Annotated in this window: 34 protein-coding genes; 4 read left to right on the forward strand and 30 right to left on the reverse strand. The window is 56.6% G+C overall.

Going from position 1 to position 22,262, the window contains the following annotated elements:
* Window positions 1-19: 19 nt before the first annotated feature.
* Window positions 20-220 carry a hypothetical protein gene (locus AC07VF_RS15485; protein WP_282370161.1) on the reverse strand — a complete coding sequence of 67 codons (201 nt, stop codon included), beginning with the start codon at window positions 218-220 and terminating at the stop codon, window positions 20-22.
* On the opposite strand from AC07VF_RS15485, the gene AC07VF_RS15490 reads away from it, so the two are divergent.
* From AC07VF_RS15490 to AC07VF_RS15500, 3 genes are read left to right on the forward strand one after another with little or no spacing between them, the layout of a single operon-like run.
* The gene (locus AC07VF_RS15490; protein WP_495009165.1) at window positions 219-2,573 is read left to right on the forward strand and encodes an FdhF/YdeP family oxidoreductase; all 2,355 of its coding nucleotides are present in this window, start codon (window positions 219-221) and stop codon (window positions 2,571-2,573) included. The genes AC07VF_RS15485 and AC07VF_RS15490 overlap by 2 nt on opposite strands.
* A 57-nt stretch (window positions 2,574-2,630) precedes the next feature.
* Window positions 2,631-3,209 (forward strand): TetR/AcrR family transcriptional regulator, encoded by a 579-nt coding sequence (locus tag AC07VF_RS15495; protein WP_495009164.1) that lies wholly within the window; start codon window positions 2,631-2,633, stop codon window positions 3,207-3,209.
* 49 nt (window positions 3,210-3,258) lie between these two features.
* The gene (locus AC07VF_RS15500; protein WP_282370165.1) at window positions 3,259-3,738 is read left to right on the forward strand and encodes a nuclear transport factor 2 family protein; all 480 of its coding nucleotides are present in this window, start codon (window positions 3,259-3,261) and stop codon (window positions 3,736-3,738) included.
* Between the two features lie 91 nt (window positions 3,739-3,829).
* Here the strand turns inward: AC07VF_RS15500 and AC07VF_RS15505 are convergent, their stop codons facing one another.
* Window positions 3,830-4,369 carry a single-stranded DNA-binding protein gene (locus tag AC07VF_RS15505; protein ID WP_346627611.1) on the reverse strand — a complete coding sequence of 180 codons (540 nt, stop codon included), beginning with the start codon at window positions 4,367-4,369 and terminating at the stop codon, window positions 3,830-3,832.
* Window positions 4,370-4,378: 9 nt separating this feature from the next.
* The gene (locus AC07VF_RS15510) at window positions 4,379-5,773 is read right to left on the reverse strand and encodes an MFS transporter (protein ID WP_346627610.1); all 1,395 of its coding nucleotides are present in this window, start codon (window positions 5,771-5,773) and stop codon (window positions 4,379-4,381) included.
* Window positions 5,774-5,962: 189 nt separating this feature from the next.
* Here AC07VF_RS15510 and uvrA point away from each other — a divergent pair, with 189 nt between their 5' ends.
* Window positions 5,963-8,797 carry an excinuclease ABC subunit UvrA gene (uvrA, locus tag AC07VF_RS15515; RefSeq protein ID WP_192174977.1) on the forward strand — a complete coding sequence of 945 codons (2,835 nt, stop codon included), beginning with the start codon at window positions 5,963-5,965 and terminating at the stop codon, window positions 8,795-8,797.
* A 73-nt stretch (window positions 8,798-8,870) separates the two neighbouring features.
* Here uvrA and bfr read toward each other — a convergent pair whose 3' ends face one another.
* The 27 genes from bfr to rplD all read right to left on the reverse strand — a co-directional run bounded on the left by bfr (window position 8,871) and on the right by rplD (window position 22,254).
* Window positions 8,871-9,335, reverse strand: a complete 465-nt coding sequence (bfr, locus tag AC07VF_RS15520) for a bacterioferritin (protein ID WP_122623962.1) — start codon at window positions 9,333-9,335, stop codon at window positions 8,871-8,873.
* Window positions 9,336-9,587: 252 nt separating this feature from the next.
* Window positions 9,588-9,974, reverse strand: coding sequence for a 50S ribosomal protein L17 (rplQ, locus tag AC07VF_RS15525; protein ID WP_074891753.1), 387 nt, complete (start codon window positions 9,972-9,974; stop codon window positions 9,588-9,590).
* A gap of 42 nt (window positions 9,975-10,016) precedes the next feature.
* The gene (locus tag AC07VF_RS15530; RefSeq protein WP_007970428.1) at window positions 10,017-11,018 is read right to left on the reverse strand and encodes a DNA-directed RNA polymerase subunit alpha; all 1,002 of its coding nucleotides are present in this window, start codon (window positions 11,016-11,018) and stop codon (window positions 10,017-10,019) included.
* Between the two features lie 22 nt (window positions 11,019-11,040).
* On the reverse strand, window positions 11,041-11,661 hold the full coding sequence (gene rpsD / locus AC07VF_RS15535; RefSeq protein WP_037017742.1) for a 30S ribosomal protein S4: 621 nt from the start codon (window positions 11,659-11,661) through the stop codon (window positions 11,041-11,043).
* An 18-nt stretch (window positions 11,662-11,679) separates the two neighbouring features.
* The gene (rpsK, locus tag AC07VF_RS15540) at window positions 11,680-12,069 is read right to left on the reverse strand and encodes a 30S ribosomal protein S11 (protein ID WP_002555466.1); all 390 of its coding nucleotides are present in this window, start codon (window positions 12,067-12,069) and stop codon (window positions 11,680-11,682) included.
* Window positions 12,070-12,099: 30 nt separating this feature from the next.
* Window positions 12,100-12,456 (reverse strand): 30S ribosomal protein S13, encoded by a 357-nt coding sequence (gene rpsM, locus AC07VF_RS15545; protein ID WP_037017739.1) that lies wholly within the window; start codon window positions 12,454-12,456, stop codon window positions 12,100-12,102.
* Between the two features lie 131 nt (window positions 12,457-12,587).
* Window positions 12,588-12,704 (reverse strand): 50S ribosomal protein L36, encoded by a 117-nt coding sequence (rpmJ, locus tag AC07VF_RS15550; protein ID WP_002555468.1) that lies wholly within the window; start codon window positions 12,702-12,704, stop codon window positions 12,588-12,590.
* 28 nt (window positions 12,705-12,732) lie between these two features.
* A complete protein-coding gene (secY, locus tag AC07VF_RS15555) occupies window positions 12,733-14,064 on the reverse strand; it encodes a preprotein translocase subunit SecY (RefSeq protein ID WP_065988454.1) in 1,332 nt (443 codons plus the stop codon).
* Window positions 14,065-14,496, reverse strand: a complete 432-nt coding sequence (rplO, locus tag AC07VF_RS15560; RefSeq protein WP_037017733.1) for a 50S ribosomal protein L15 — start codon at window positions 14,494-14,496, stop codon at window positions 14,065-14,067. It abuts the gene before it with no gap.
* Between the two features lie 3 nt (window positions 14,497-14,499).
* Complete coding sequence (rpmD, locus tag AC07VF_RS15565; protein WP_028621547.1) at window positions 14,500-14,676, reverse strand: 50S ribosomal protein L30; 177 nt, start codon at window positions 14,674-14,676, stop codon at window positions 14,500-14,502.
* 2 nt (window positions 14,677-14,678) lie between these two features.
* The gene (rpsE, locus tag AC07VF_RS15570) at window positions 14,679-15,179 is read right to left on the reverse strand and encodes a 30S ribosomal protein S5 (protein ID WP_037017729.1); all 501 of its coding nucleotides are present in this window, start codon (window positions 15,177-15,179) and stop codon (window positions 14,679-14,681) included.
* A gap of 3 nt (window positions 15,180-15,182) precedes the next feature.
* Window positions 15,183-15,533 carry a 50S ribosomal protein L18 gene (gene rplR, locus AC07VF_RS15575; RefSeq protein WP_037017727.1) on the reverse strand — a complete coding sequence of 117 codons (351 nt, stop codon included), beginning with the start codon at window positions 15,531-15,533 and terminating at the stop codon, window positions 15,183-15,185.
* Between the two features lie 10 nt (window positions 15,534-15,543).
* Window positions 15,544-16,077 (reverse strand): 50S ribosomal protein L6, encoded by a 534-nt coding sequence (gene rplF / locus AC07VF_RS15580; RefSeq protein WP_108121485.1) that lies wholly within the window; start codon window positions 16,075-16,077, stop codon window positions 15,544-15,546.
* Window positions 16,078-16,089: 12 nt separating this feature from the next.
* Window positions 16,090-16,482 carry a 30S ribosomal protein S8 gene (rpsH, locus tag AC07VF_RS15585; protein ID WP_037017722.1) on the reverse strand — a complete coding sequence of 131 codons (393 nt, stop codon included), beginning with the start codon at window positions 16,480-16,482 and terminating at the stop codon, window positions 16,090-16,092.
* 213 nt (window positions 16,483-16,695) lie between these two features.
* A complete protein-coding gene (gene rpsN, locus AC07VF_RS15590) occupies window positions 16,696-17,001 on the reverse strand; it encodes a 30S ribosomal protein S14 (protein WP_003186042.1) in 306 nt (101 codons plus the stop codon).
* A gap of 13 nt (window positions 17,002-17,014) precedes the next feature.
* Window positions 17,015-17,554 carry a 50S ribosomal protein L5 gene (gene rplE, locus AC07VF_RS15595; RefSeq protein ID WP_037017720.1) on the reverse strand — a complete coding sequence of 180 codons (540 nt, stop codon included), beginning with the start codon at window positions 17,552-17,554 and terminating at the stop codon, window positions 17,015-17,017.
* A 20-nt stretch (window positions 17,555-17,574) separates the two neighbouring features.
* Entirely contained in the window at window positions 17,575-17,889 is a 315-nt protein-coding gene (rplX, locus tag AC07VF_RS15600) for a 50S ribosomal protein L24 (RefSeq protein WP_002555478.1), read from the reverse strand.
* A gap of 11 nt (window positions 17,890-17,900) precedes the next feature.
* Window positions 17,901-18,269, reverse strand: a complete 369-nt coding sequence (gene rplN, locus AC07VF_RS15605) for a 50S ribosomal protein L14 (RefSeq protein WP_002555479.1) — start codon at window positions 18,267-18,269, stop codon at window positions 17,901-17,903.
* Between the two features lie 23 nt (window positions 18,270-18,292).
* Entirely contained in the window at window positions 18,293-18,559 is a 267-nt protein-coding gene (rpsQ, locus tag AC07VF_RS15610; protein ID WP_003194644.1) for a 30S ribosomal protein S17, read from the reverse strand.
* A gap of 2 nt (window positions 18,560-18,561) precedes the next feature.
* The gene (rpmC, locus tag AC07VF_RS15615) at window positions 18,562-18,753 is read right to left on the reverse strand and encodes a 50S ribosomal protein L29 (RefSeq protein ID WP_002555481.1); all 192 of its coding nucleotides are present in this window, start codon (window positions 18,751-18,753) and stop codon (window positions 18,562-18,564) included.
* Window positions 18,753-19,166 carry a 50S ribosomal protein L16 gene (gene rplP, locus AC07VF_RS15620; protein WP_003186052.1) on the reverse strand — a complete coding sequence of 138 codons (414 nt, stop codon included), beginning with the start codon at window positions 19,164-19,166 and terminating at the stop codon, window positions 18,753-18,755. Before rplP ends, rpmC begins: the two co-directional genes overlap by 1 nt.
* A gap of 12 nt (window positions 19,167-19,178) precedes the next feature.
* Window positions 19,179-19,865: a 30S ribosomal protein S3 gene (gene rpsC / locus AC07VF_RS15625; RefSeq protein ID WP_003176422.1), complete on the reverse strand. Its 687-nt coding sequence runs from the start codon at window positions 19,863-19,865 to the stop codon at window positions 19,179-19,181.
* 13 nt (window positions 19,866-19,878) lie between these two features.
* On the reverse strand, window positions 19,879-20,211 hold the full coding sequence (rplV, locus tag AC07VF_RS15630) for a 50S ribosomal protein L22 (RefSeq protein WP_003103908.1): 333 nt from the start codon (window positions 20,209-20,211) through the stop codon (window positions 19,879-19,881).
* 13 nt (window positions 20,212-20,224) lie between these two features.
* The gene (gene rpsS / locus AC07VF_RS15635; protein WP_002555486.1) at window positions 20,225-20,500 is read right to left on the reverse strand and encodes a 30S ribosomal protein S19; all 276 of its coding nucleotides are present in this window, start codon (window positions 20,498-20,500) and stop codon (window positions 20,225-20,227) included.
* 16 nt (window positions 20,501-20,516) lie between these two features.
* Window positions 20,517-21,341 (reverse strand): 50S ribosomal protein L2, encoded by an 825-nt coding sequence (gene rplB / locus AC07VF_RS15640; protein ID WP_003210080.1) that lies wholly within the window; start codon window positions 21,339-21,341, stop codon window positions 20,517-20,519.
* Window positions 21,342-21,355: 14 nt separating this feature from the next.
* Entirely contained in the window at window positions 21,356-21,655 is a 300-nt protein-coding gene (rplW, locus tag AC07VF_RS15645) for a 50S ribosomal protein L23 (protein WP_065988457.1), read from the reverse strand.
* Window positions 21,652-22,254, reverse strand: a complete 603-nt coding sequence (gene rplD, locus AC07VF_RS15650) for a 50S ribosomal protein L4 (RefSeq protein ID WP_037017717.1) — start codon at window positions 22,252-22,254, stop codon at window positions 21,652-21,654. The genes rplW and rplD overlap by 4 nt, the downstream gene beginning before the upstream one ends.
* Window positions 22,255-22,262 lie beyond the last annotated feature (8 nt).

Genomic DNA, 22,262 nt, shown 5'->3' on the forward strand with positions numbered 1-22,262 from the left:
ACGCGAGTCACTCCTTCGGTCAGGGAACCGTGGAAAAATAGGCCTTCTGGAACTGATCGAATTTCATCCGGCAAGTTCGTTTCCTAGGCGCAATCGTCATGTTGGCCGTTGACGGTCCGCCCGCCAGCAAATGTAACGAACCTTTACCGAGCCGCTTCGTCGTAGCCTTAACGAGGGCGACTGTCTCCAGTGCGCCCGCTCCGCCGAGGATCAACTCCATGTCGCTCATCCATCCCAAAGCTCATTTCCGTCCCTACACGTCTGCCGCCGGCGGCTGGGGCTCGGCAAAGTCGGTGATGGAGATCCTCTGGCGCGAGCAGGCGCCGATTCGAGCAGGCCTGCCGCTGATCAAGCAAAACAAACCGGGCGGATTCGCCTGCGTCAGCTGCGCGTGGGCCAAGCCCGGCAAACCCCACAGCCTCGAGTTTTGCGAAAACGGCGCGAAGGCCACGGCCTGGGAGCTGACGTCGCGCAAGACCGACCCGGCCTTTTTCGCCCGGCACACGCTCACCGAACTGCGCCAGTGGCCCGATTACGACCTGGAGCAACAGGGCCGCCTCACGCACCCCATGCGGTACAACGCTGCGACCGATCGCTATCAGGAAACCACGTGGGAGGAAGCCTACCGTGACATTGGCGCGCAGCTGAAAAGCATGACGCCCGACAGCGTGGTTTTTTATGCATCGGGCCGGGCCTCGCTGGAAACATCGTTCATGTACCAGCTCATCGCCCGCGCCTACGGCAACAACAATTTGCCCGACAGCTCGAACATGTGCCACGAGAGCACCTCGGTGGGCTTGCAGGAAAGTATCGGGGTGCCTGTAGGAACGGTGACCCTGGATGACTTCGAGCACACCGACTGCATCCTGTTTTTCGGCCAGAACGTAGGCAGCAACAGCCCACGGATGCTGCATCAACTGCGTGAAGCCCGGCAGCGTGACGTGCCGATCATCACGTTCAACCCGATCCGCGAGCGCGGCCTCGAGCGCTTCGTCAATCCGCAGTCCCCCGTGGAAATGCTCGGGCCGAAGTCGACGGTCATCAGCACCCAATACCATCAGTTGGCAATCGGTGGCGACACGGCGGTTGTGCTAGGCATCGCCAAGTCGCTGTTTGAGATGGACGAGGCGGCGCTGGCAAAGGGTCAGCCTGCGATCATCGATCAGGCGTTTATCGCCCAGCACACTGAAGGGTTCGCCGAGTTCTGCAACTGCGTGCTCGAAACACCGTGGGAAACCATCGAGCGTCAGGCAGGACTCAGCCGTAGCGCGCTGGAGGCAGTGGCGACGGTGTACGCCAGACACGAGCGCGTGATGCTGGTTTACGGCATGGGCATCACCCAACACCGGCGCGGGGTGACCAACGTGCAAATGTTGGTGAATTTGCTCCTGCTGCGCGGCAACATCGGCAAGCGCGGCGCCGGGATTTGCCCGGTGCGGGGTCACTCCAATGTGCAGGGGCAGCGCACGGTTGGCATTACCGAAGACCCGAAAAAAATTCCTGTGGATAAGATTGAGGCGCTGTATGGCTTCTCGGTCCCGTCGAAAAAAGGCTTGAACACCGTTGAGACCTGCGAAGGACTGCTGGACGGGAGCGTGCGCGGATTCATCGGGCTCGGCGGGAATTTTCTGCGGGCGATCCCGGACACGTCCCGCATGGAGCCGGCCTGGAACACGTTGGACCTGAACGTCCAGATCGCGACCAAGCTGAACCGCACACATCTGGTTCCGGGGAAAAACGCGTGGATCCTGCCCTGCCTCGGGCGCATCGAAAAGGATGTGCAAAATGGCGTCGAGCAGGTCTATACCACTGAAGACAGTACGGGCTGCGTGCGGGCCTGGCAGGGTAATAGCGAACCGGCCAGCGCCCATCTCCGCGCCGAAATCGCCATCCTCGCGGGCATCGCCGAGGCAACGTTACCTGGAACCACTCAAATCGACTGGGACGCCTGGCGCCGCGATTACGCGCTGATTCGTCAGGGCATCGCTCAGGTCTACCCCGAGATTTTCCACGACATGGAAACCCGCATGTGGGAAACCGGCGGTTTTCATCGCCCCATTGCCGCAGCGAAGCGTGAATGGAAAACCGAGAGCGGTCGCGCAATGTTCATTACGCCCGAGCTGCTTGAAGAAGACGATGACGTGTACCCGAACCATACTCGCCGCGACGTGCTGCAACTGATGACGCTGCGCAGCAACGACCAGTTCAACACCACGATCTACGGCTACGAAGATCGCTTCCGTGGCGTCAGCGGCACCCGCGCGGTCATCTTCATGAACCGTAATGATGTCCTGCGAATGGGCTTCAAACCGGGAGACTGGGTCAACGTCACCACCGCCATCGAGCCGCAGGTCACGCGTGCGGTAGGGCCTCTACAGATCATCGCTTACGACATCCCCGAAAACTGCTGCGCAGCGTACTACCCTGAGTGCAACCCACTCGTTCCGTTGTGGCACCACGCTGAACGCAGCAAGGTGCCTGCGGCCAAATCTATCCCCGTTACGCTGGCCAAGGCCTCACCCAGCGCAGCCGATTTGAAACGTGCGCTGCCGGACTCCGATCAGGTGCGTTGAGCCTGTTTTTGAATGAGTGGCTTGACGCAGGAGAACGTACGTTCTACCTTCTGCGTCATGAATACATCAACGAACCTCACTCGCGAGAAAATCCTCGCGACTGCCGAGCAGCTCATTTACCAAAACGGCATCCAGGCCACCGGCATGGACCTTCTGGTAAAGACGTCGGGCGTCGCGAGGAAAAGCATCTATCGCTATTTCGCCACTAAAGACGATGTGGCCGCCGCTGCACTCAACGCCCGTGACGTGCGCTGGATGGACTGGTTCCGGACTGAATCAAACAAGGCCGACACCCCTGAAGCGCGCATCCTGAATATGTTTGACGTGCTCAAAGGCTGGTTCGAGTCCGAAAGCTTTCGCGGCTGCGCGTTCATCAATACCGCAGGCGAAGTGGGCGACCCGCAAAACCCCATCCGTCTGATCGCCAAACTGCACAAACAGAAGCTGCTTGATTACGCGCTGGAGCTCTGCGAACAGCTTGGGATTTCCGATCCGCGCGCTCTTGCCAAACAGCTGCTCATCCTCATGGAAGGCGCGATCACCGTCGCCCGCGTCATGGGTGACTACAGTGCTGCTGAAAACGCCAAGGCGGTTGCGCAACTGATGCTGGAGCAGCGTTTGCGTTCCAGTTCCTAGCCTTAAACGTCCCACCCACCACCGAATCATCACCGCCTGGAGGTCCACCATGTCGTCCAATGCCCAGACTCGTCCGCCACTTCCCCCTTTCACCCGCGAATCCGCCATCGAGAAGGTTCGCCTGGCTGAGGATGGCTGGAACAGCCGGGACGCTGAAAAGGTTTCGCTGGCCTACACACTCGACACCAAGTGGCGCAACCGCGCCGATTTCGCCGAGAACCGTGAAGAGGCGAAAAATTTCCTGATCCGCAAGTGGAACAAGGAGCTCGACTACCGCCTGATCAAAGAACTCTGGGCGTTCACCGATAACCGCATCGCGGTGCGTTACGCGTACGAATGGCACGACGACTCAGGCAATTGGTTCCGCTCGTATGGCAACGAGAATTGGGAATTCAATGAAGACGGCTTGATGGCGCGGCGATTCGCTTGCATCAATGACATGCCGATCAAAGAAGCGGATCGCAAGTTTCACTGGCCGCTGGGCCGTCGTCCTGACGATCATCCCGGGTTGTCCGATCTGGGTTTGTAATCCTCGAACGCGACCCAAAACAAAGCCCCCGACAGCTGAGCTGTGCGGGGGCTTTTGTTTGCAGCGTTACTGCGTTTGGGTAACGCGCTGCTTAGAACGGGATGTCGTCATCGAAGCTGTCGAAATCCGGTGCCGGCTGCGGCGCTTGTTGCGGCGCGGGACGCGACTCGCGCTGTGGCTGAGGAGCGGACTGCTGCGGGCGGGCCTGCTGCTGCGGACGCGGCGCGGCGTTCTGGGAGTTCTGATAACCGCCACCACCCTGGCCCTGAGGAGCACCGTCGCCCTGAGGACGGCCACCGAGCAACTGCATGGTGCCTTGCATGTCGACGACGATTTCAGTCGTGTAACGCTTGATGCCGTCTTTCTCCCACTCGCGGGTCTGCAGCTTGCCTTCGATGTAAACCTGCGAACCCTTGCGCAGGTACTCGCCGGCGATTTCGGCGACTTTGCCGAACATCGATACGCGGTGCCATTCGGTCTTCTCGACCTTCTGACCGGTTTGCTTGTCGGTCCACTGTTCGCTTGTCGCCAGACTCAGGTTGGTCACGGCATTACCGTTAGGCATGTAGCGGACTTCGGGATCCTGGCCGCATGTGCCGACCAATATGACTTTGTTTACCCCACGGGCCATAACGTTCTCCTAGGCTTCACACGTTTCCGACGCTGGATTGACCACTTCGTCGAAAGACGCCCGATCCAACAGTTCTTTGTCAAATTTGATATAGATGGCAGCCTCGTCGGCCACCACTACTGCATCTGTTACTCCACGTACGGCCAACACGCGATCGGCAAGGCCTGTGTCGCGTTGAGCCTCGGGCGACAACGGCAAGCGAAGGCTGGTTACGTAGGGAGGTTCGCGCATGGTAACAGCAAACGTTAGCCAGAGGGCGGCCAGCCCGGCGCCTCCCAGGAACACCACATCCAGTCCGCCGTGCTGGAAAAGCCACCCACCGAGGATGCCCCCCGCTGCCGAACCCAGGAACTGACTGGTGGAATAAATCCCCATCGCCGTGCCCTTCCCGCCCGCCGGAGACACTTTGCTGATCAGCGACGGCAGCGACGCTTCGAGCAAATTGAATGCGGTGAAAAAAACCACGGTGCCGATGACCAGTGCTCGCAGCGTGTCGCCGAACTCCCAGAAGAATAGCTCAGTGAGCATCAGCACCAGTACGGCGCCGAGTAACACGCGCTTCATCTGACGCTTCTTCTCGCCGTAGATGATGAAAGGGATCATTGCGAAGAACGAAATCAGCAGTGCGGTCAGATACACCCACCAGTGCTGCTCTTTGGGCAGGCCGGCTTTCTCGACGAGCGCCAGCGGCAATGCCACGAAACTGGACATCAGCATGGCGTGCAACGCGAAGATACCCAAGTCCAGACGCAACAGGTCAGGATGACGAAGCGTCGCGCCCAATGCCTGTCGCGCCAGACCGGACTCCCGGTGCTGCAGGGTTACCGTGGACTTGGGCACGACGAAGGCGACGATTGCCACGCCCACCAGCGCCATCGCGCCGGTCGCCAGAAACAGGCCGGACAATCCGAAAGCACTGGTCAGAATGGGGCCGACCACCATCGCAACGGCGAAGGACACACCAATAGTCATGCCGATCATCGCCATGGCTTTGGTGCGATGCTGCTCGCGGGTCAGATCGGACAGCAACGCCATGACCGCAGCGGAGATAGCGCCCGCGCCTTGCAGAACCCGACCGGCGATCACGCCCCAGATCGAGGTCGACTGAGCGGCCAGCACGCTGCCGAGCGCAAACACGATCAGTCCCAGATAAATGACGGGACGACGGCCGATGCGATCAGAAATAATGCCAAACGGAATCTGCAGCACCGCTTGTGTCAGGCCGTAAGCGCCGATCGCCAGACCGATGAGTGCCGGGCTGGCGCCCGCAAGGTCCATCCCGTAAGTGGCGAGGACGGGCAGCACCATGAACATGCCAAGCATACGGAAGGCGAACACCAGCGCCAGACCGCCCGCGGCGCGGGTTTCGCTGCCGCTCATGCGCTCGCTGTGAGAATCGTGCATGAAGGAACCTCGTATGAACCGGCGGCGATTCTACCAGTCCCATCGTTTAGAGCACATACGACGGTTTGCCGCGCATCGCAGGAATTTTCTTTTTTCCAGGTGAGGCGGCGCGATCCTCAATAGTGTGTATCCATCCAGTATTTCCCCGTATACTTCCACGTTTTACACGCCCGCCGTGCGAGGCCAGCTTTGGACAAGATCTTGATTCGTGGGGCTCGAACCCACAACCTGAAGAACATCGACCTGACCCTTCCACGCGACAAGCTGATCGTCATCACCGGATTGTCCGGCTCGGGAAAATCGTCCCTTGCGTTCGATACGCTCTACGCCGAGGGCCAGCGCCGCTACGTCGAGTCGCTTTCCGCCTACGCGCGTCAGTTCCTGTCGATGATGGAGAAGCCGGACGTCGACACGATCGAAGGCCTGTCGCCGGCCATTTCCATCGAGCAGAAGTCCACGTCCCATAACCCGCGCTCGACCGTGGGCACCATCACCGAGATCTACGACTACCTGCGTCTGCTGTATGCGCGTGTGGGGCAGCCGCGTTGCCCGGATCACGACATTCCTCTGGAGGCGCAAACCGTCAGCCAGATGGTCGACCTGGTCCTGGCCCAGCCGGAAGGCGCCAAACTGATGCTGCTTGCCCCCGTGGTACGGGAGCGCAAAGGCGAGCATTTGGCCGTCTTCGAAGAGCTTCGCGCTCAGGGTTTCGTCCGCGCTCGGGTGAACGGTCGGCTGTGCGAGCTGGACGAACTTCCCAAGCTCGATAAACAGAAGAAGCACTCGATCGATGTCGTCGTTGACCGCTTCAAGGTGCGCTCGGACTTGCAACAGCGCTTGGCTGAGTCCTTCGAGACCGCGCTGAAGCTGGCCGACGGCATCGCGCTGGTTGCGCCGATGGACGACGAGCCCGGCGAAGAGATCATTTTCTCCGCGCGATTCGCTTGCCCAATCTGTGGCCATGCGATCAGCGAGCTTGAGCCAAAGCTGTTTTCGTTCAACAACCCCGCCGGCGCATGCCCAACCTGCGACGGGCTGGGCGTGAAACAGTTTTTCGACACCAAGCGCCTTGTCAATGGCGAGCTCACGCTGGCGGAAGGCGCGATTCGTGGCTGGGACCGGCGAAACGTCTATTACTTCCAGATGCTCGGCTCGTTGGCGAAGCATTACGGCTTCAGCCTGGAGGTGCCGTTCAAGGAACTGCCGGCCGATTTGCAGAAGGTCCTGCTGGGCGGCAGCGGTAAGGACAGCGTTGATTTCCGCTACCTGAACGACCGCGGCGACATCGTCAAACGTGCGCACCCGTTCGAAGGCATTGTCCCGAATCTTGAGCGCCGGTACCGGGAAACCGAATCGACAACGGTTCGCGAGGAGCTGGCGAAGTTTCTCAGTACCCAACCCTGCCCCGAATGTCGTGGCACGCGGTTGCGCCGAGAGGCCCGTCATGTGTGGGTTGGCGAGAAGACACTTCCCGCCGTCACCAACATGCCGATTGGCGACGCAACCAATTATTTTGGTGAGCTGAAGCTCACGGGGCGACGCGGCGAAATCGCTGACAAAATTCTCAAGGAAATTCGCGAGCGTCTGCAGTTCCTCGTCAACGTCGGGCTCGACTATCTGACACTGGACCGCAGCGCCGATACGCTCTCCGGCGGTGAGGCTCAGCGGATTCGTCTGGCCAGCCAGATCGGTGCAGGCCTGGTCGGCGTGATGTACATCCTCGACGAGCCTTCAATCGGCTTGCACCAGCGCGATAACGATCGGCTGCTGGACACGTTGCGGCACCTGCGAGACATCGGCAACACGGTGATTGTGGTGGAGCACGACGAGGACGCCATCCGACTGGCCGACTACGTGGTCGACATCGGGCCGGGCGCAGGCGTGCATGGCGGCAAGATTGTCGCGGAGGGCACACCACAGGAGGTGATGGATCATCCGGACTCGCTGACCGGTAAATACCTGTCGGGCCGGGTGAAGATCGCGGTCCCTGCCAAGCGGACGCCTCGCAATAAAAAGCTCTCGCTCAAACTCAAAGGCGCGCGTGGCAATAACCTGCGCAACGTCGATCTGGAAATTCCAATCGGCTTGCTGACCTGCGTGACCGGTGTATCGGGATCGGGCAAATCTACGCTGATCAACAACACGCTGTTCCCTCTCAGCGCTACTGCGCTCAATGGCGCAACGACGCTTGAGGCTTCGGCACACGACAGCATTGACGGCCTGCAGCATCTGGATAAAGTCGTTGATATTGACCAGAGCCCAATCGGGCGTACCCCACGGTCAAATCCTGCGACCTATACCGGGCTCTTCACGCCAATCCGTGAGCTATTCGCCGGCGTGCCTGAGTCAAGGTCTCGTGGCTACGGCCCTGGCCGATTCTCTTTCAACGTCAAGGGTGGTCGCTGCGAAGCGTGCCAGGGCGACGGCTTGATCAAGGTTGAGATGCATTTCCTGCCTGACATCTACGTTCCTTGCGATGTGTGCAAGAGCAAGCGATACAACCGTGAGACGCTCGAGGTTAAGTACAAGGGCAAAAACGTCCACGAGGTCCTGGAAATGACGATCGAGGAAGCGCGGACATTCTTCGACGCCGTGCCTGCCCTTGCCCGGAAGCTGCAGACGCTGATGGATGTGGGGCTGTCCTATATCAAACTGGGCCAGTCAGCGACCACGCTTTCTGGTGGTGAAGCGCAGCGGGTGAAGCTGTCGCGCGAGCTGTCCAAGCGTGACACCGGCAAGACCCTGTACATCCTCGACGAGCCCACCACCGGCCTGCACTTCGCGGATATTCAGCAATTGCTGGATGTTTTGCATCGACTTCGCGACCACGGCAACACGGTCGTTGTGATCGAGCACAACCTGGATGTGATCAAGACCGCCGATTGGCTGGTCGACCTGGGCCCTGAAGGGGGTTCGAAAGGCGGACAGATCATCGCGACCGGTACGCCAGAGCAGGTGGCGGACATGAAACAGTCTTACACTGGCCACTATCTGAAGCCGCTTCTGGAGCGCGATCGCGCCTGATTGCATGGGCTTAACAAAAAGCCCTTGTCGCAATATGCGGCAAGGGCTTTTTTTGTAGCGGCGGTCTGAGCAATCAGAACTGCGACTGAAGATAGTTTTCGAGTCCGATGGACTTGATCAGGCCTAATTGCTTCTCAAGCCAGTAGGTATGGTCTTCTTCGGTGTCGGCGAGTTGAATGCGGAGGATGTCGCGGCTGACGTAGTCTCTGTGCTGCTCACAGAGCGCAATACCTTTGCACAGTGCGGCTCGCACCTTGTATTCCAGGCGAAGATCGCTGGCGAGCATCTCCGGTACCGTAGTGCCCACATCCAGATCGTCAGGACGCATACGCGGAGTGCCTTCGAGCATCAGAATCCGGCGCATCAACGCATCTGCGTGTTGAGCCTCTTCTTCCATCTCGTGATTGATACGTTCGTACAGCTTGCTAAAACCCCAATCTTCGTACATCCGCGAGTGAACGAAATACTGGTCGCGCGCAGCCAGTTCGCCAGTCAACAGCGTGTTGAGGTAATCAATTACATCCGGGTGGCCTTGCATCGCCGTCCATCTCCACGTGAAAGGCGTTAGTTTGAACCAACCAGACTGGTTGGTCACCCTGCGGCATAGCAAATAAACATAGAAATCCGGCGAAATTCGGACATTTGGTAGCGAAAAGACGGGTAAATGAGGAGGGTTCCGTTTATCACTTAGAATCACCCCGAATTGCGCTGAGCCTAGCGCTCCGGGAGGCTTTGGTGCGGACAACAAAAAACCGGGCGCTAGGCCCGGTTCTTTGTATTGACTGATGTCTTATTCAGCGGCTTCTACAGAGCCACCGACAGGACGATCAACCAGTTCGACGTACGCCATAGGCGCGTTGTCGCCAGCGCGGAAGCCGCACTTGAGGATGCGCAGGTAGCCACCCTCACGAGTTGCATAACGCTTGCCCAAATCGTTAAACAGTTTGCCGACCATTTCTTTCGAACGGGTACGGTCAAATGCCAGACGACGGTTAGCAACGCTGTCAATCTTGGCCAAGGTGATCAGCGGCTCAGCAACGCGACGCAGTTCTTTGGCTTTCGGCAGGGTAGTTTTGATCAGCTCGTGCTCGAACAGCGACACCGCCATGTTTTGGAACATGGCCTTACGGTGAGAGCTGGTACGGCTCAGGTGACGTCCACTTTTACGATGACGCATGGTTCATTCCTTACCAAACAGTACGTTCGGTGATTACGACGATCAGGCAGTCGCCTTGTCGTCCTTCTTAAGACTTGCAGGCGGCCAGTTGTCGAGGCGCATGCCGAGGGAGAGACCACGAGAAGCCAGAACGTCCTTGATCTCGGTCAAGGATTTCTTGCCCAGGTTCGGAGTCTTCAACAGTTCTACTTCGGTGCGCTGAATCAGGTCGCCGATGTAGTAAATGTTCTCCGCCTTAAGGCAGTTGGCCGAACGTACGGTCAGTTCCAAATCGTCAACCGGACGAAGCAGGATCGGATCGATCTCGTCTTCCTGTTCGACTACAACGGGTTCGCTATCACCTTTGAGGTCGACGAACGCAGCCAACTGCTGTTGCAGAATGGTTGCTGCACGACGGATAGCCTCTTCAGGATCCAGAGTACCGTTGGTTTCCAGATCGATAACCAGCTTGTCCAGGTTGGTACGTTGCTCGACACGGGCGTTTTCCACCACGTATGCAATGCGACGAACCGGGCTGAACGAAGAGTCGAGCTGCAAGCGACCAATGCTGCGGCTTTCGTCTTCATCGCTCTGACGCGAGTCTGCTGGTTCATAACCGCGACCACGAGCTACAACGAGCTTCATGTTCAGGGCGCCGTTAGACGCCAGGTTAGCGATTACGTGATCGGGGTTAACGATCTCGACATCATGATCCAGCTGAATATCGGCAGCGGTAACCACCCCCGAACCCTTCTTCGACAAGGTCAGCGTAACTTCGTCTCGACCGTGCAGCTTGATAGCCAGACCTTTCAGGTTCAACAGGATTTCAATGACATCTTCCTGTACACCTTCGATTGCGCTGTACTCATGGAGTACACCATCAATCTCGGCCTCGACTACTGCACAGCCGGGCATGGAGGACAACAGGATGCGGCGCAGCGCGTTGCCCAGGGTATGGCCGAAACCACGCTCGAGAGGCTCGAGAGTGATTTTGGCGCGGGTCGGACTGACAACCTGCACATCAATGTGGCGGGGTGTCAGGAACTCATTTACCGAAATCTGCATGGATGCACCTATTTTCTAGCCCTTACTTGGAGTAGAGCTCGACAATCAGGCTTTCGTTGATGTCGGCGGACAGATCACTGCGAGCTGGGACGCTTTTGAAGACGCCAGACTTTTTCTCAGTGTCTACTTCTACCCATTCTACGCGGCCACGTTGGGCACACAGATCGAGAGCCTGGACAATACGCAGCTGGTTTTTCGCTTTTTCGCGAATTGCCACTACGTCACCAGCACGGACCTGGTAGGACGGAACGTTAACGGTTTTGCCGTTTACGCTGACCGACTTGTGCGATACCAGCTGACGCGATTCGGCACGAGTCGAACCAAAGCCCATGCGGTATACAACGTTGTCCAGACGGCATTCGAGCAGTTGCAGCAGGTTCTCACCAGTTGCGCCTTTCTTGCCGGCAGCTTCTTTGTAGTAACCGCTGAACTGACGCTCGAGAACGCCATAAATACGACGGACTTTCTGCTTTTCACGCAGTTGGGTGCCGTAGTCGGACTGGCGACCGCGGCGTTGGCCGTGGATACCAGGTGCTGCTTCGATGTTGCACTTCGATTCGATCGCGCGCACGCCGCTCTTCAGAAAGAGATCGGTGCCTTCGCGACGAGCGAGTTTGCATTTTGGACCAATGTAACGAGCCATTCTTTACAATCTCCTGGATTACACGCGGCGCTTCTTCGGCGGACGGCACCCGTTGTGCGGGATTGGCGTCACGTCGGTGATGCTGGCGATCTTGTAGCCGCAGCCGTTCAAAGCACGGACAGCAGATTCACGACCTGGACCTGGACCTTTGACGTTGACGTCGAGGTTTTTCAGGCCGTATTCCAGCGCAGCTTGACCAGCACGTTCGGCAGCTACTTGAGCAGCAAACGGCGTGGACTTGCGGGAACCGCGGAAACCCGAACCACCGGAGGTTGCCCAGGACAGAGCGTTACCTTGACGGTCGGTGATGGTCACGATTGTGTTGTTAAAAGATGCATGGATGTGGGCGATGCCATCAACCACTGTCTTTTTAACTTTTTTACGAGGACGAGCAGCAGGTTTTGCCATGATTTAATTCCTGTCGATTCGCTGGGGCGATTACTTGCGGATCGGCTTACGCGGACCTTTACGGGTACGCGCGTTAGTCTTGGTACGCTGACCGCGTACTGGAAGACCACGACGATGACGCAGACCGCGATAGCAACCGAGGTCCATCAAGCGCTTGATTTTCATGTTGATTTCGCGACGCAGATCACCTTCAGTGGTGAACTTCGCGACTTCGCCACGCAGCTGTTCAATCTGCTCGTCGCTCAGATCTTTGATCTTTACCGCCGGGTTAACCCCGGTAGTAGCACAGATTTTGTGTGCAGTTGTGCGACCAACACCATAGATGTAGGTCAGCGAGATAACAGTATGCTTGTTATCTGGAATGTTAACGCCTGCAATACGGGCCATTCAGTGGGACTCCAATTGACAGCTACCTACGCCCCGGAAGCCAAGAAATAGGGCGCGAGATAATATCGCTGTAATAACAAATAATCAACCCAGCAGCGCACTAGCTGCTGGGCTTTTAGCACAGATCACATTTAGCCTTGGCGCTGCTTGTGACGTGGTTCCGCGCTGCAAATTACTCGAACAACACCTTCGCGGCGAATAATCTTGCAGTTGCGGCACAGCTTTTTCACCGATGCACGAACTTTCATCACCAACTCCTCGAACCTTATGGGTGCTTCAGCGCAGCATGCCGCTGCCGTAGCCCTTCAGGTTGGCTTTCTTCATCAGGGATTCATACTGGTGCGAAACGAGGTGCGATTGCACTTGGGACATGAAGTCCATCACAACCACGACCACGATCAGCAACGAGGTCCCGCCAAGGTAAAACGGCACGTTTGCAGCGACCACGAGAAACTGTGGAAGCAAGCACACGGCCATCATATAGAGAGCACCGAACATGGTCAGACGAGTCAGAACGCCATCAATATAGCGCGCAGACTGCTCACCAGGACGAATGCCCGGAATAAAGGCACCGGACTTCTTCAGGTTTTCCGCTACGTCTTTCGGATTGAACATCAGCGCCGTATAGAAGAAGCAGAAGAAAATAATCCCTGCACTAAACAGCAGAATATTCAACGGCTGACCAGGTGCGATCGACTGCGAGATGTCCTGCAACCAGCCCATACCTTCAGACTGACCGAACCAGGCACCCAGCGAAGCCGGAAACAGCAAGATGCTGCTAGCGAAGATGGCAGGAATAACGCCCGCCATGTTCACTTTCAACGGCAAGTGGCTCGTCTGCGCAGCGAAGACCTTGCGGCCCTGCTGACGTTTGGCGTAGTGAACAGCAATACGACGCTGACCACGCTCGATGAACACCACGAAACCGATGATCGCTACTGCCAGCAAACCGATGGCGACCAAGGCGAAGATATTGATATCACCCTGACGTGCAGACTCGAAAGACTGCCCGATCGCTCTCGGAAGACCGGCGACGATACCCGAAAAAATCAACATCGAGATACCGTTGCCAACACCTCGCTCAGTGATCTGCTCGCCCAGCCACATCATGAACAGCGCACCAGCAACAAAGGTGGTGACTGCAACGAAGTGGAAGCCGATATCTGCTGAGAACGCAACGCCCTGACCGGCCAAACCAATGGACATGCCAATAGCTTGAACCAGAGCCAGGACGACGGTGCCATAGCGGGTGTACTGGCTGATCTTACGACGACCAGCCTCACCTTCCTTCTTCAACTGCTCCAGCTGCGGGCTGACCGCGGTCATGAGCTGCATGATGATCGATGCCGAGATATACGGCATGATCCCCAGTGCAAAAATGCTCATGCGCTCCAGCGCACCACCTGAAAACATGTTGAACAAGCTAAGAATGGTCCCCTCATTCTGTCGAAACAGGTCCGCCAGACGGTCAGGGTTGATACCCGGAACTGGGATATGCGCACCGATCCGATAGACGATAATCGCCAGGAACAGGAAACGCAGACGAGCCCAGAGTTCGGACAACCCGCCGCTTTTGCCTAGCGCTGAGAGAGCACCTTGCTTAGCCATTTATTCCTCGAACTTGCCGCCAGCTGCTTCGATAGCCGCACGCGCACCTTTGGTGGCTGCGATACCTTTGAGGGTGACTGCGCGAGTAACCTCACCGGACAGCATGATTTTCACACGCTGTACGTTTTGGTTGATCACGTTGGCATCCTTCAGGGACTGCACAGTGACGACGCCTTCTACTTTAGCCAGCTCGGAGGTGCGAACTTCAGCACGATCCATAGCTTTCAAAGAGACGAAGCCGAACTTGGGCAGACGACGATGCAACGGCTGTTGGCCGCCTTCGAAGCCCGGAGCAATGGTGCCACCGGAGCGGGAGGTCTGACCTTTGTGGCCACGGCCACCGGTCTTGCCCAAACCACTACCGATACCACGGCCCGGACGATGCTTTTCGCGACGGGAACCCGGCGCTGGACTCAGATCATTGAGTTTCATCGATTAACCCTCGACTCGCAGCATGTAGTAAGCCTTGTTGATCATCCCACGGTTTTCCGGGGTATCAACGACTTCTACAGTGTGACCGATGCGACGCAGACCCAAACCCTTAACGCACAATTTGTGGTTAGGGATGCGGCCGGTCATGCTTTTGATCAGCGTTACTTTAACGGTAGCCATGATCAGAAGATCTCCTGGACGTTCAGGCCGCGTTTAGCAGCGATGGACTCAGGGGACTGCATGGTCTTCAAACCCTTGAACGTTGCGTGAACAACGTTGACCGGGTTAGTCGAACCGTAGCACTTGGCCAGAACGTTGTGGACGCCAGCAACTTCGAGAACGGCGCGCATTGCGCCGCCAGCGATGATGCCAGTACCTTCCGACGCAGGCTGCATGTAGACCTTCGAAGCCCCATGAGCGGACTTAATAGCGTACTGCAGCGTGGTACCGTTCAGATCGACCTGGATCATGTTGCGGCGAGCAGCTTCCATTGCCTTCTGGATCGCAGCAGGCACTTCACGTGACTTGCCACGGCCGAAGCCAACACGCCCTTTACCATCACCAACCACGGTCAACGCGGTGAAAGTGAAGATACGGCCGCCTTTAACGGTTTTTGCTACGCGATTAACTTGTACCAGCTTCTCGATGTAGCCTTCGTCGCGTTTTTGGTCGTTATTTGACATAACTTAGAACTCCAGCCCGCCTTCACGAGCAGCATCAGCCAGCGCCTTAACGCGACCGTGGTACTTGAAGCCAGAACGATCAAAAGCCACTTGCGATACACCGGCGGCTTTCGCACGCTCAGCGATCAGCTGGCCAACTTTAGTGGCCGCGTCGATGTTGCCAGTGGCGCCATCACGCAGTTCTTTGTCCAAAGTCGAGGCGTTTGCCAGGACTTTGCTGCCGTCGGCCGAGATGACCTGGGCATAAATGTGCTGCGAAGAGCGGTACACGCAGAGACGCACGACTTCGAGTTCGTGCATTTTCAGGCGTGCTTTGCGAGCGCGACGCAGTCGGGTAACTTTTTTGACGGTCATTTGCTATGCCCTACTTCTTCTTGGCTTCTTTACGACGGACGACTTCGTCCGCGTAACGCACGCCTTTGCCTTTGTACGGCTCTGGACGGCGGAAGTCGCGGATCTCAGCGGCCACTTGACCAACCAACTGCTTGTCGATACCGCGAATAACGATATCGGTTTGGTTGGGAGTCTCAGCGGTGATGCCTTCCGGCAATTCGTAGTCCACTGGGTGCGAGAAGCCAAGGGCCAGGTTCAGTACCGTGCCTTTTGCTTGCGCTTTGTAACCAACACCGACCAGCTGGAGCTTGCGCTCGAAGCCTTGGCTTACGCCTTGGACCATGTTGTTTACCAACGCACGAGTGGTACCGGCCATTGCGCGAGTTTGTTGATCGCCGTTGCGAGCAGCAAAACGCAGCTCACCGGACTCTTCAACAATTTCAACGGACGAATGAATGTTCAGGTCTAGAGTGCCCTTGGCACCCTTCACCGAAAGCTGCTGGCCGACGAGCTTGACTTCGACGCCTGCTGGCAACTTAACGGGGTTCTTAGCTACGCGTGACATGCTTATCCCCCCTTAGAACACAGTGCAAAGCACTTCGCCGCCGACACCGGCAGCGCGCGCAGCACGATCCGTCATCACACCTTTGTTGGTGGAGACGATAGACACACCGAGGCCGCCACGAACTTTTGGCAACTCATCGACGGACTTGTACTGACGCAGGCCTGGACGGCTAACGCGCTTCACTTCCTCGATGACCGGACGGCCTTCGAAGTACTTCAGCTCGATGGATAGCAACGGCTTTGTTTCGCTGCTGATCTGATAACCCGCAATGTAACCTTCGTCCTTCAAGACTTTGGCTACAGCCACCTTCAACGTGGAGGATGGCATGCTTACGACGGGCTTTTCAGCCATCTGGGCATTACGGATACGAGTTAGCATGTCCGCTAACGGGTCCTGCATACTCATGGGCTAGACGCTCCTGATACAAAAAAATGAGCCTTACGGCTACAACCTGTCGCCTTAAAATTCCGGGCACGTGCGAGCACGGGCTCTGGCGAGCCGGCAATTCTAGGCGCACCCCAGAAATGAATCAAGCCCCAAAAGGGGCTTGATTCAAATTCAGGCTCTACGCCCATCGGTTCGACGTGAACACAATGGGCGTACTGCGTGAATAACTGCTTACCAGCTGGCTTTAACCAGACCTGGTACGTCGCCACGCATTGCTGCTTGACGCAGCATGTTACGGCCGAGGCCGAACTTGCGGTACACGCCGTGCGGACGACCTGTCAGGCGGCAACGATTACGCATGCGCGAGGCACTTGCATCACGTGGCTGCTTCTGCAGTGCGACCGTAGCTTCCCAACGTGCTTCTGGACTTGCGTTCAGATCCACGATGATCGCTTTCAGCGCAGCACGCTTGGTAGCGTACTTGGCAACGGTGAGCTGACGCTTCAGCTCACGGTTTTTCATGCTCTTCTTGGCCATGGTCCTACTCCAATCAGTTGCGGAACGGGAACTTGAAAGCACGCAGCAATGCGCGACCTTCTTCGTCCGTACGAGCAGTGGTGGTCAGGGTAATGTCCAGACCGCGCAGGGCATCGATCTTGTCGTAGTCGATTTCCGGGAAAATGATCTGCTCTTTAACGCCCATGCTGTAGTTACCACGTCCATCGAAGGACTTGGCATTCAGGCCGCGGAAGTCGCGGACCCGAGGCAGGGAGATCGACAGCAGACGATCCAGGAATTCATACATACGCTCACGGCGCAGAGTCACTTTGACGCCGATCGGCCAACCTTCACGGACTTTAAAGCCAGCGATAGATTTGCGAGCGTAGGTCACGACGACTTTTTGGCCGGTGATTTTTTCCAGATCTGCAACAGCGTGCTCGATGACTTTTTTGTCGCCGATCGCTTCGCCCAGACCCATGTTCAGGGTGATCTTGGTAACGCGTGGAACTTCCATCACGTTCGAAAGCTTAAGTTCTTCCTTAAGCTTCGGTGCGATTTCTTTCCAGTAAATCTCTTTTAGTCGTGCCATGGTCTTCTACCTAGCAGTGTTCAAGCATCAACCGCTTTTTGGGTCGACTTGAAGACACGAATTTTCTTGCCGTCTTCAACCTTGAAACCAACGCGGTCAGCCTTGTTGGTTGCGCCGTTGAAAATGGCGACGTTAGAAGCGTGCAATGGCGCTTCTTTCTCGACGATACCGCCCTGTACGCCCGACATCGGGTTTGGCTTGGTATGACGCTTCACCAGGTTGATCCCACCAACGACCAAGCGGTCGTCAGCGAGAACCTTGAGCACCTTACCGCGCTTACCTTTGTCTTTGCCGGCGATCACGATGATCTCGTCGTCACGACGAATCTTTTGCATGTCGGATCTCCTTACAGCACTTCTGGGGCGAGCGAGACGATCTTCATGAACTTCTCAGTACGAAGTTCACGGGTCACTGGCCCAAAGATACGGGTGCCGATCGGCTCTTGCTTGTTGTTCAACAGAACAGCAGCGTTGCCATCAAAGCGGATGATGGAGCCGTCTGCGCGACGAACACCATGGCGAGTGCGGACTACTACTGCAGTCATCACTTGGCCTTTTTTCACCTTACCGCGCGGAATTGCTTCCTTGACGGTAACTTTGATGATGTCACCGATACCAGCGTAACGACGATGAGAGCCACCAAGCACCTTGATGCACATAACGCGGCGTGCGCCGCTGTTATCGGCCACATCGAGCATGGATTGAGTCTGAATCATATAATTTCTCCGACCCCTAGCCCTTAGACTTCCACAGCGCGTTCGAGAACATCAACCAGTGCCCAGGACTTAGTCTTGGCCATCGGACGAGTTTCACGAATAGTGACCTTGTCGCCGATGTGGCACTGATTGGTTTCGTCGTGCGCGTGCAGCTTAGTCGAACGCTTAACGTATTTACCGTAGATTGGGTGCTTGACGCGACGCTCGATCAGTACGGTGATGGTCTTGTCCATCTTGTCGCTGACGACACGGCCAGTCAGCGTACGGACGGTTTTTTCGGCTTCAGCCATGATTACTTACCTGCCTGCTGGTTGAGCACAGTCTTCACGCGAGCGATGTCACGCTTAACTTGCGAGAGCAGGTGAGACTGCCCCAACTGGCCAGTTGCTTTCTGCATGCGCAGATTGAACTGGTCGCGCAGCAAGCCGAGCAGTTGCTCGTTCAGTTGCTGTGCTGATTTTTCACGAAGTTCATTCGCTTTCATCACATCACCGTCCGCTTAACAAAGGAGGTGGCGAGCGGCAGCTTTGCAGCAGCCAGGGCGAAAGCCTCACGCGCCAACTCTTCGGAAACACCCTCGATTTCATACAGGACTTTGCCTGGCTGAATCTGGGCAACCCAGTACTCCACGTTACCCTTACCTTTACCCATCCGAACTTCGAGTGGCTTTTTGGTGACAGGCTTGTCCGGGAATACACGGATCCAGATCTTGCCGCCACGTTTAACGTGACGGGTCAGTGCACGACGCGCTGACTCGATCTGACGAGCGGTGAGACGACCACGAGCAACAGACTTCAGCGCGAACTCGCCGAAGCTGACTTTGCTACCGCGCAATGCCAGACCACGGTTGTGGCCGGTCATCTGCTTGCGGAACTTCGTACGCTTAGGTTGCAACATTTGGCGTACCCCTTACTTAGCAGCTTTTTTACGAGGCGCTGGTGCTTGCGGTTTCAGCTCTTCTTGGCGACCACCAATTACTTCGCCTTTGAAGATCCAAACCTTTACACCGATCACACCGTAAGTGGTGTGAGCTTCGTAGTTGGCATAGTCGATGTCGGCACGCAGGGTGTGCAATGGCACACGACCTTCGCGATACCATTCAGTACGTGCAATTTCAGCACCGCCGAGACGACCGCTCACTTGGATTTTGATGCCTTTGGCACCAATGCGCATGGCGTTCTGCACTGCACGCTTCATAGCGCGACGGAACATTACGCGACGCTCCAGCTGCTGAGCTACGCTCTGCGCAACCAGCATACCGTCGAGCTCCGGCTTACGGATCTCTTCGATATTGATGTGCACAGGCACACCCATTTGCTTGGTCAGGTCCTGACGCAGCTTCTCAACATCCTCACCTTTCTTCCCGATAACGATACCTGGACGAGCGGTGTGGATGGTGATGCGTGCAGTCTGCGCCGGACGATGGATATCGATACGGCTTACGGACGCGCTTTTTAGTTTGTCTTGGAGATACTCTCGCACCTTCAGATCAGCGAACAAATAGTCCGCATAAGTCCGACCGTCTGCGTACCAGACGGAGGTGTGCTCCTTGACGATTCCCAGGCGAATGCCAATGGGATGTACTTTCTGACCCATCTCTTCGACTCCGTTACTTGTCAGCAACCTTGACAGTGATATGGCAAGACCGCTTGACGATGCGATCAGCACGGCCTTTGGCACGTGGCATGATGCGCTTCAGCGAACGCCCTTCGTTGACGAAAACGGTGGAGACCTTGAGGTCATCAACGTCTGCGCCTTCGTTATGCTCGGCGTTGGCTACGGCCGACTCCAGCACTTTCTTCATGATCTCGGCGGCTTTCTTACTGCTGAAAGCCAACAGGTTGAGCGCTTCGCCCACCTTCTTCCCGCGGATCTGGTCGGCGACCAAGCGGGCTTTCTGGGCGGAGATTCGAGCGCCCGACAACTTAGCGGCTACTTCCATCGTTCCTTACCCCTTAACGCTTGGCTTTCTTGTCTGCCACGTGCCCACGATAAGTGCGGGTACCGGCAAACTCGCCTAGTTTGTGGCCGACCATGTCTTCGTTCACGAGAACAGGAACATGCTGACGACCGTTATGCACAGCAATGGTCAAACCGACCATTTGTGGCAGGATCATAGAACGACGCGACCAGGTCTTAACTGGTTTGCGATCGTTCTTTTCCGCCGCCACTTCGATCTTCTTCAGTAGGTGAAGATCAATAAAAGGACCTTTTTTCAGAGAACGTGGCACTGTCGTATCCCTCTATTTACTTGCGACGACGGACGATCATTTTGTCGGTACGCTTATTACCACGAGTCTTCGCGCCCTTAGTCGGGAAGCCCCACGGCGATACCGGATGACGACCACCAGAGGTACGACCTTCACCACCACCATGTGGGTGGTCAACCGGGTTCATGGCAACACCACGAACGGTTGGGCGAACGCCACGCCAGCGTTTGGCACCAGCTTTACCCAGCGAACGCAGGCTGTGCTCGGAGTTCGAGACCTCACCCAGAGTCGCACGGCATTCAGCCAGAACTTTACGCATCTCACCGGAGCGAAGACGCAGAGTCACGTAGACACCTTCACGAGCGATCAGCTGTGCAGACGCACCAGCAGAACGAGCGATCTGAGCACCTTTACCCGGCTTCAGTTCGATGCCGTGAACGGTAGAACCCACTGGGATGTTGCGCAGCTGCAGAGCGTTGCCTGGCTTGATTGGAGCCAAAGCGCCCGCGATCAGCTGGTCGCCAGCACTCACGCCTTTAGGCGCGATGATGTAACGACGCTCGCCGTCTGCGTACAGCAGCAGTGCGATGTGAGCAGTACGGTTTGGATCGTATTCAATACGCTCGACGGTGGCAGCAATGCCATCCTTGTCGTTGCGACGGAAATCGACCAGACGATAATGCTGCTTATGACCACCACCGATGTGACGAGTAGTGATGCGGCCATTGTTGTTACGACCACCAGTCTTCGATTTTTTCTCGAGCAGCGGTGCGTGAGGAGCGCCTTTATGCAGCTCCTGGTTGACCACCTTGACCACAAAACGGCGGCCAGGGGAAGTCGGTTTGCATTTAACGATTGCCATGATGCACCCCTTCCTTACTCAGCACTGCTGCTGAAATCGAGATCTTGGCCTGGCTGAAGGGAGATAACCGCCTTCTTCCAGTCATTACGCTTGCCCAGACCGCGAGCAGTGCGCTTGGTCTTACCCATAACATTCAGGGTAGTGACACGCTCTACTTTCACGCTGAACAGGCTTTCGACGGCCTTCTTGATTTCCAGCTTGGTTGCATCAGTAGCAACCTTGAAAACGAACTGACCTTTTTTGTCTGCCAGAACCGTAGCCTTCTCGGAAACGTGCGGGCCAAGCAGAACTTTAAATACGCGTTCCTGGTTCATCCCAGCAGCTCCTCGAATTTCTTCACGGCCGACACAGTGATCAACACTTTGTCGTATGCGATCAGACTAACTGGATCGGAACCTTGAACATCACGTACATCAACGTGCGGCAGGTTACGAGCAGCCAGGTACAGGTTCTGATCAACAGCGTCCGACACGATCAAAACGTCGGTCAGGCTCATGTCATTCAGCTTGCCCAGCAGATCTTTGGTTTTCGGCGATTCAACAGCGAAATCCTGAACCACGACCAGACGATCAGTACGGACTAGTTCAGCAAGGATGGAGCGCAGTGCAGCGCGATACATCTTCTTGTTGAGCTTCTGAGAGTGATCCTGAGGACGTGCTGCGAAAGTGGTACCGCCGCCGCGCCAGATCGGGCTACGGATAGTACCGGCACGAGCACGGCCAGTACCCTTTTGACGCCAAGGGCGCTTACCGCCACCGGATACGTCAGAACGGGTCTTTTGCTGCTTGCTACCCTGACGACCGCCAGCCATGTAGGCCACGACTGCCTGGTGAACCAGCGTCTCGTTGAATTCGCCGCCAAATGTCAGTTCGGAAACTTCGATCGCTTGAGCGTCATTTACATTTAATTGCATGTCAGCTT

This window comes from Pseudomonas sp. GW821-FHT02H06 (assembly GCF_059421525.1).

What these genes read in the sequence shown, in the direction of transcription:
- AC07VF_RS15490 (WP_495009165.1), top strand. Translation starts at nt 219, where the DNA reads ATGTCGCTCATCCATCCCAAAGCTCATTTCCGTCCCTACACGTCTGCC.
- AC07VF_RS15485 (WP_282370161.1), bottom strand. Translation starts at nt 220, where the DNA reads ATGGAGTTGATCCTCGGCGGAGCGGGCGCACTGGAGACAGTCGCCCTC.
- AC07VF_RS15495 (WP_495009164.1), top strand. Translation starts at nt 2,631, where the DNA reads ATGAATACATCAACGAACCTCACTCGCGAGAAAATCCTCGCGACTGCC.
- AC07VF_RS15500 (WP_282370165.1), top strand. Translation starts at nt 3,259, where the DNA reads ATGTCGTCCAATGCCCAGACTCGTCCGCCACTTCCCCCTTTCACCCGC.
- AC07VF_RS15505 (WP_346627611.1), bottom strand. Translation starts at nt 4,369, where the DNA reads ATGGCCCGTGGGGTAAACAAAGTCATATTGGTCGGCACATGCGGCCAG.
- AC07VF_RS15510 (WP_346627610.1), bottom strand. Translation starts at nt 5,773, where the DNA reads ATGCACGATTCTCACAGCGAGCGCATGAGCGGCAGCGAAACCCGCGCC.
- bfr (WP_122623962.1), bottom strand. Translation starts at nt 9,335, where the DNA reads ATGCAAGGCCACCCGGATGTAATTGATTACCTCAACACGCTGTTGACT.
- rplQ (WP_074891753.1), bottom strand. Translation starts at nt 9,974, where the DNA reads ATGCGTCATCGTAAAAGTGGACGTCACCTGAGCCGTACCAGCTCTCAC.
- AC07VF_RS15530 (WP_007970428.1), bottom strand. Translation starts at nt 11,018, where the DNA reads ATGCAGATTTCGGTAAATGAGTTCCTGACACCCCGCCACATTGATGTG.
- rpsD (WP_037017742.1), bottom strand. Translation starts at nt 11,661, where the DNA reads ATGGCTCGTTACATTGGTCCAAAATGCAAACTCGCTCGTCGCGAAGGC.
- rpsK (WP_002555466.1), bottom strand. Translation starts at nt 12,069, where the DNA reads ATGGCAAAACCTGCTGCTCGTCCTCGTAAAAAAGTTAAAAAGACAGTG.
- rpsM (WP_037017739.1), bottom strand. Translation starts at nt 12,456, where the DNA reads ATGGCCCGTATTGCAGGCGTTAACATTCCAGATAACAAGCATACTGTT.
- rpmJ (WP_002555468.1), bottom strand. Translation starts at nt 12,704, where the DNA reads ATGAAAGTTCGTGCATCGGTGAAAAAGCTGTGCCGCAACTGCAAGATT.
- secY (WP_065988454.1), bottom strand. Translation starts at nt 14,064, where the DNA reads ATGGCTAAGCAAGGTGCTCTCTCAGCGCTAGGCAAAAGCGGCGGGTTG.
- rplO (WP_037017733.1), bottom strand. Translation starts at nt 14,496, where the DNA reads ATGAAACTCAATGATCTGAGTCCAGCGCCGGGTTCCCGTCGCGAAAAG.
- rpmD (WP_028621547.1), bottom strand. Translation starts at nt 14,676, where the DNA reads ATGGCTACCGTTAAAGTAACGCTGATCAAAAGCATGACCGGCCGCATC.
- rpsE (WP_037017729.1), bottom strand. Translation starts at nt 15,179, where the DNA reads ATGTCAAATAACGACCAAAAACGCGACGAAGGCTACATCGAGAAGCTG.
- rplR (WP_037017727.1), bottom strand. Translation starts at nt 15,533, where the DNA reads ATGACCGTCAAAAAAGTTACCCGACTGCGTCGCGCTCGCAAAGCACGC.
- rplF (WP_108121485.1), bottom strand. Translation starts at nt 16,077, where the DNA reads ATGTCACGCGTAGCTAAGAACCCCGTTAAGTTGCCAGCAGGCGTCGAA.
- rpsH (WP_037017722.1), bottom strand. Translation starts at nt 16,482, where the DNA reads ATGAGTATGCAGGACCCGTTAGCGGACATGCTAACTCGTATCCGTAAT.
- rpsN (WP_003186042.1), bottom strand. Translation starts at nt 17,001, where the DNA reads ATGGCCAAGAAGAGCATGAAAAACCGTGAGCTGAAGCGTCAGCTCACC.
- rplE (WP_037017720.1), bottom strand. Translation starts at nt 17,554, where the DNA reads ATGGCACGACTAAAAGAGATTTACTGGAAAGAAATCGCACCGAAGCTT.
- rplX (WP_002555478.1), bottom strand. Translation starts at nt 17,889, where the DNA reads ATGCAAAAGATTCGTCGTGACGACGAGATCATCGTGATCGCCGGCAAA.
- rplN (WP_002555479.1), bottom strand. Translation starts at nt 18,269, where the DNA reads ATGATTCAGACTCAATCCATGCTCGATGTGGCCGATAACAGCGGCGCA.
- rpsQ (WP_003194644.1), bottom strand. Translation starts at nt 18,559, where the DNA reads ATGGCTGAAGCCGAAAAAACCGTCCGTACGCTGACTGGCCGTGTCGTC.
- rpmC (WP_002555481.1), bottom strand. Translation starts at nt 18,753, where the DNA reads ATGAAAGCGAATGAACTTCGTGAAAAATCAGCACAGCAACTGAACGAG.
- rplP (WP_003186052.1), bottom strand. Translation starts at nt 19,166, where the DNA reads ATGTTGCAACCTAAGCGTACGAAGTTCCGCAAGCAGATGACCGGCCAC.
- rpsC (WP_003176422.1), bottom strand. Translation starts at nt 19,865, where the DNA reads ATGGGTCAGAAAGTACATCCCATTGGCATTCGCCTGGGAATCGTCAAG.
- rplV (WP_003103908.1), bottom strand. Translation starts at nt 20,211, where the DNA reads ATGGAAGTAGCCGCTAAGTTGTCGGGCGCTCGAATCTCCGCCCAGAAA.
- rplB (WP_003210080.1), bottom strand. Translation starts at nt 21,341, where the DNA reads ATGGCAATCGTTAAATGCAAACCGACTTCCCCTGGCCGCCGTTTTGTG.
- rplW (WP_065988457.1), bottom strand. Translation starts at nt 21,655, where the DNA reads ATGAACCAGGAACGCGTATTTAAAGTTCTGCTTGGCCCGCACGTTTCC.
- rplD (WP_037017717.1), bottom strand. Translation starts at nt 22,254, where the DNA reads ATGCAATTAAATGTAAATGACGCTCAAGCGATCGAAGTTTCCGAACTG.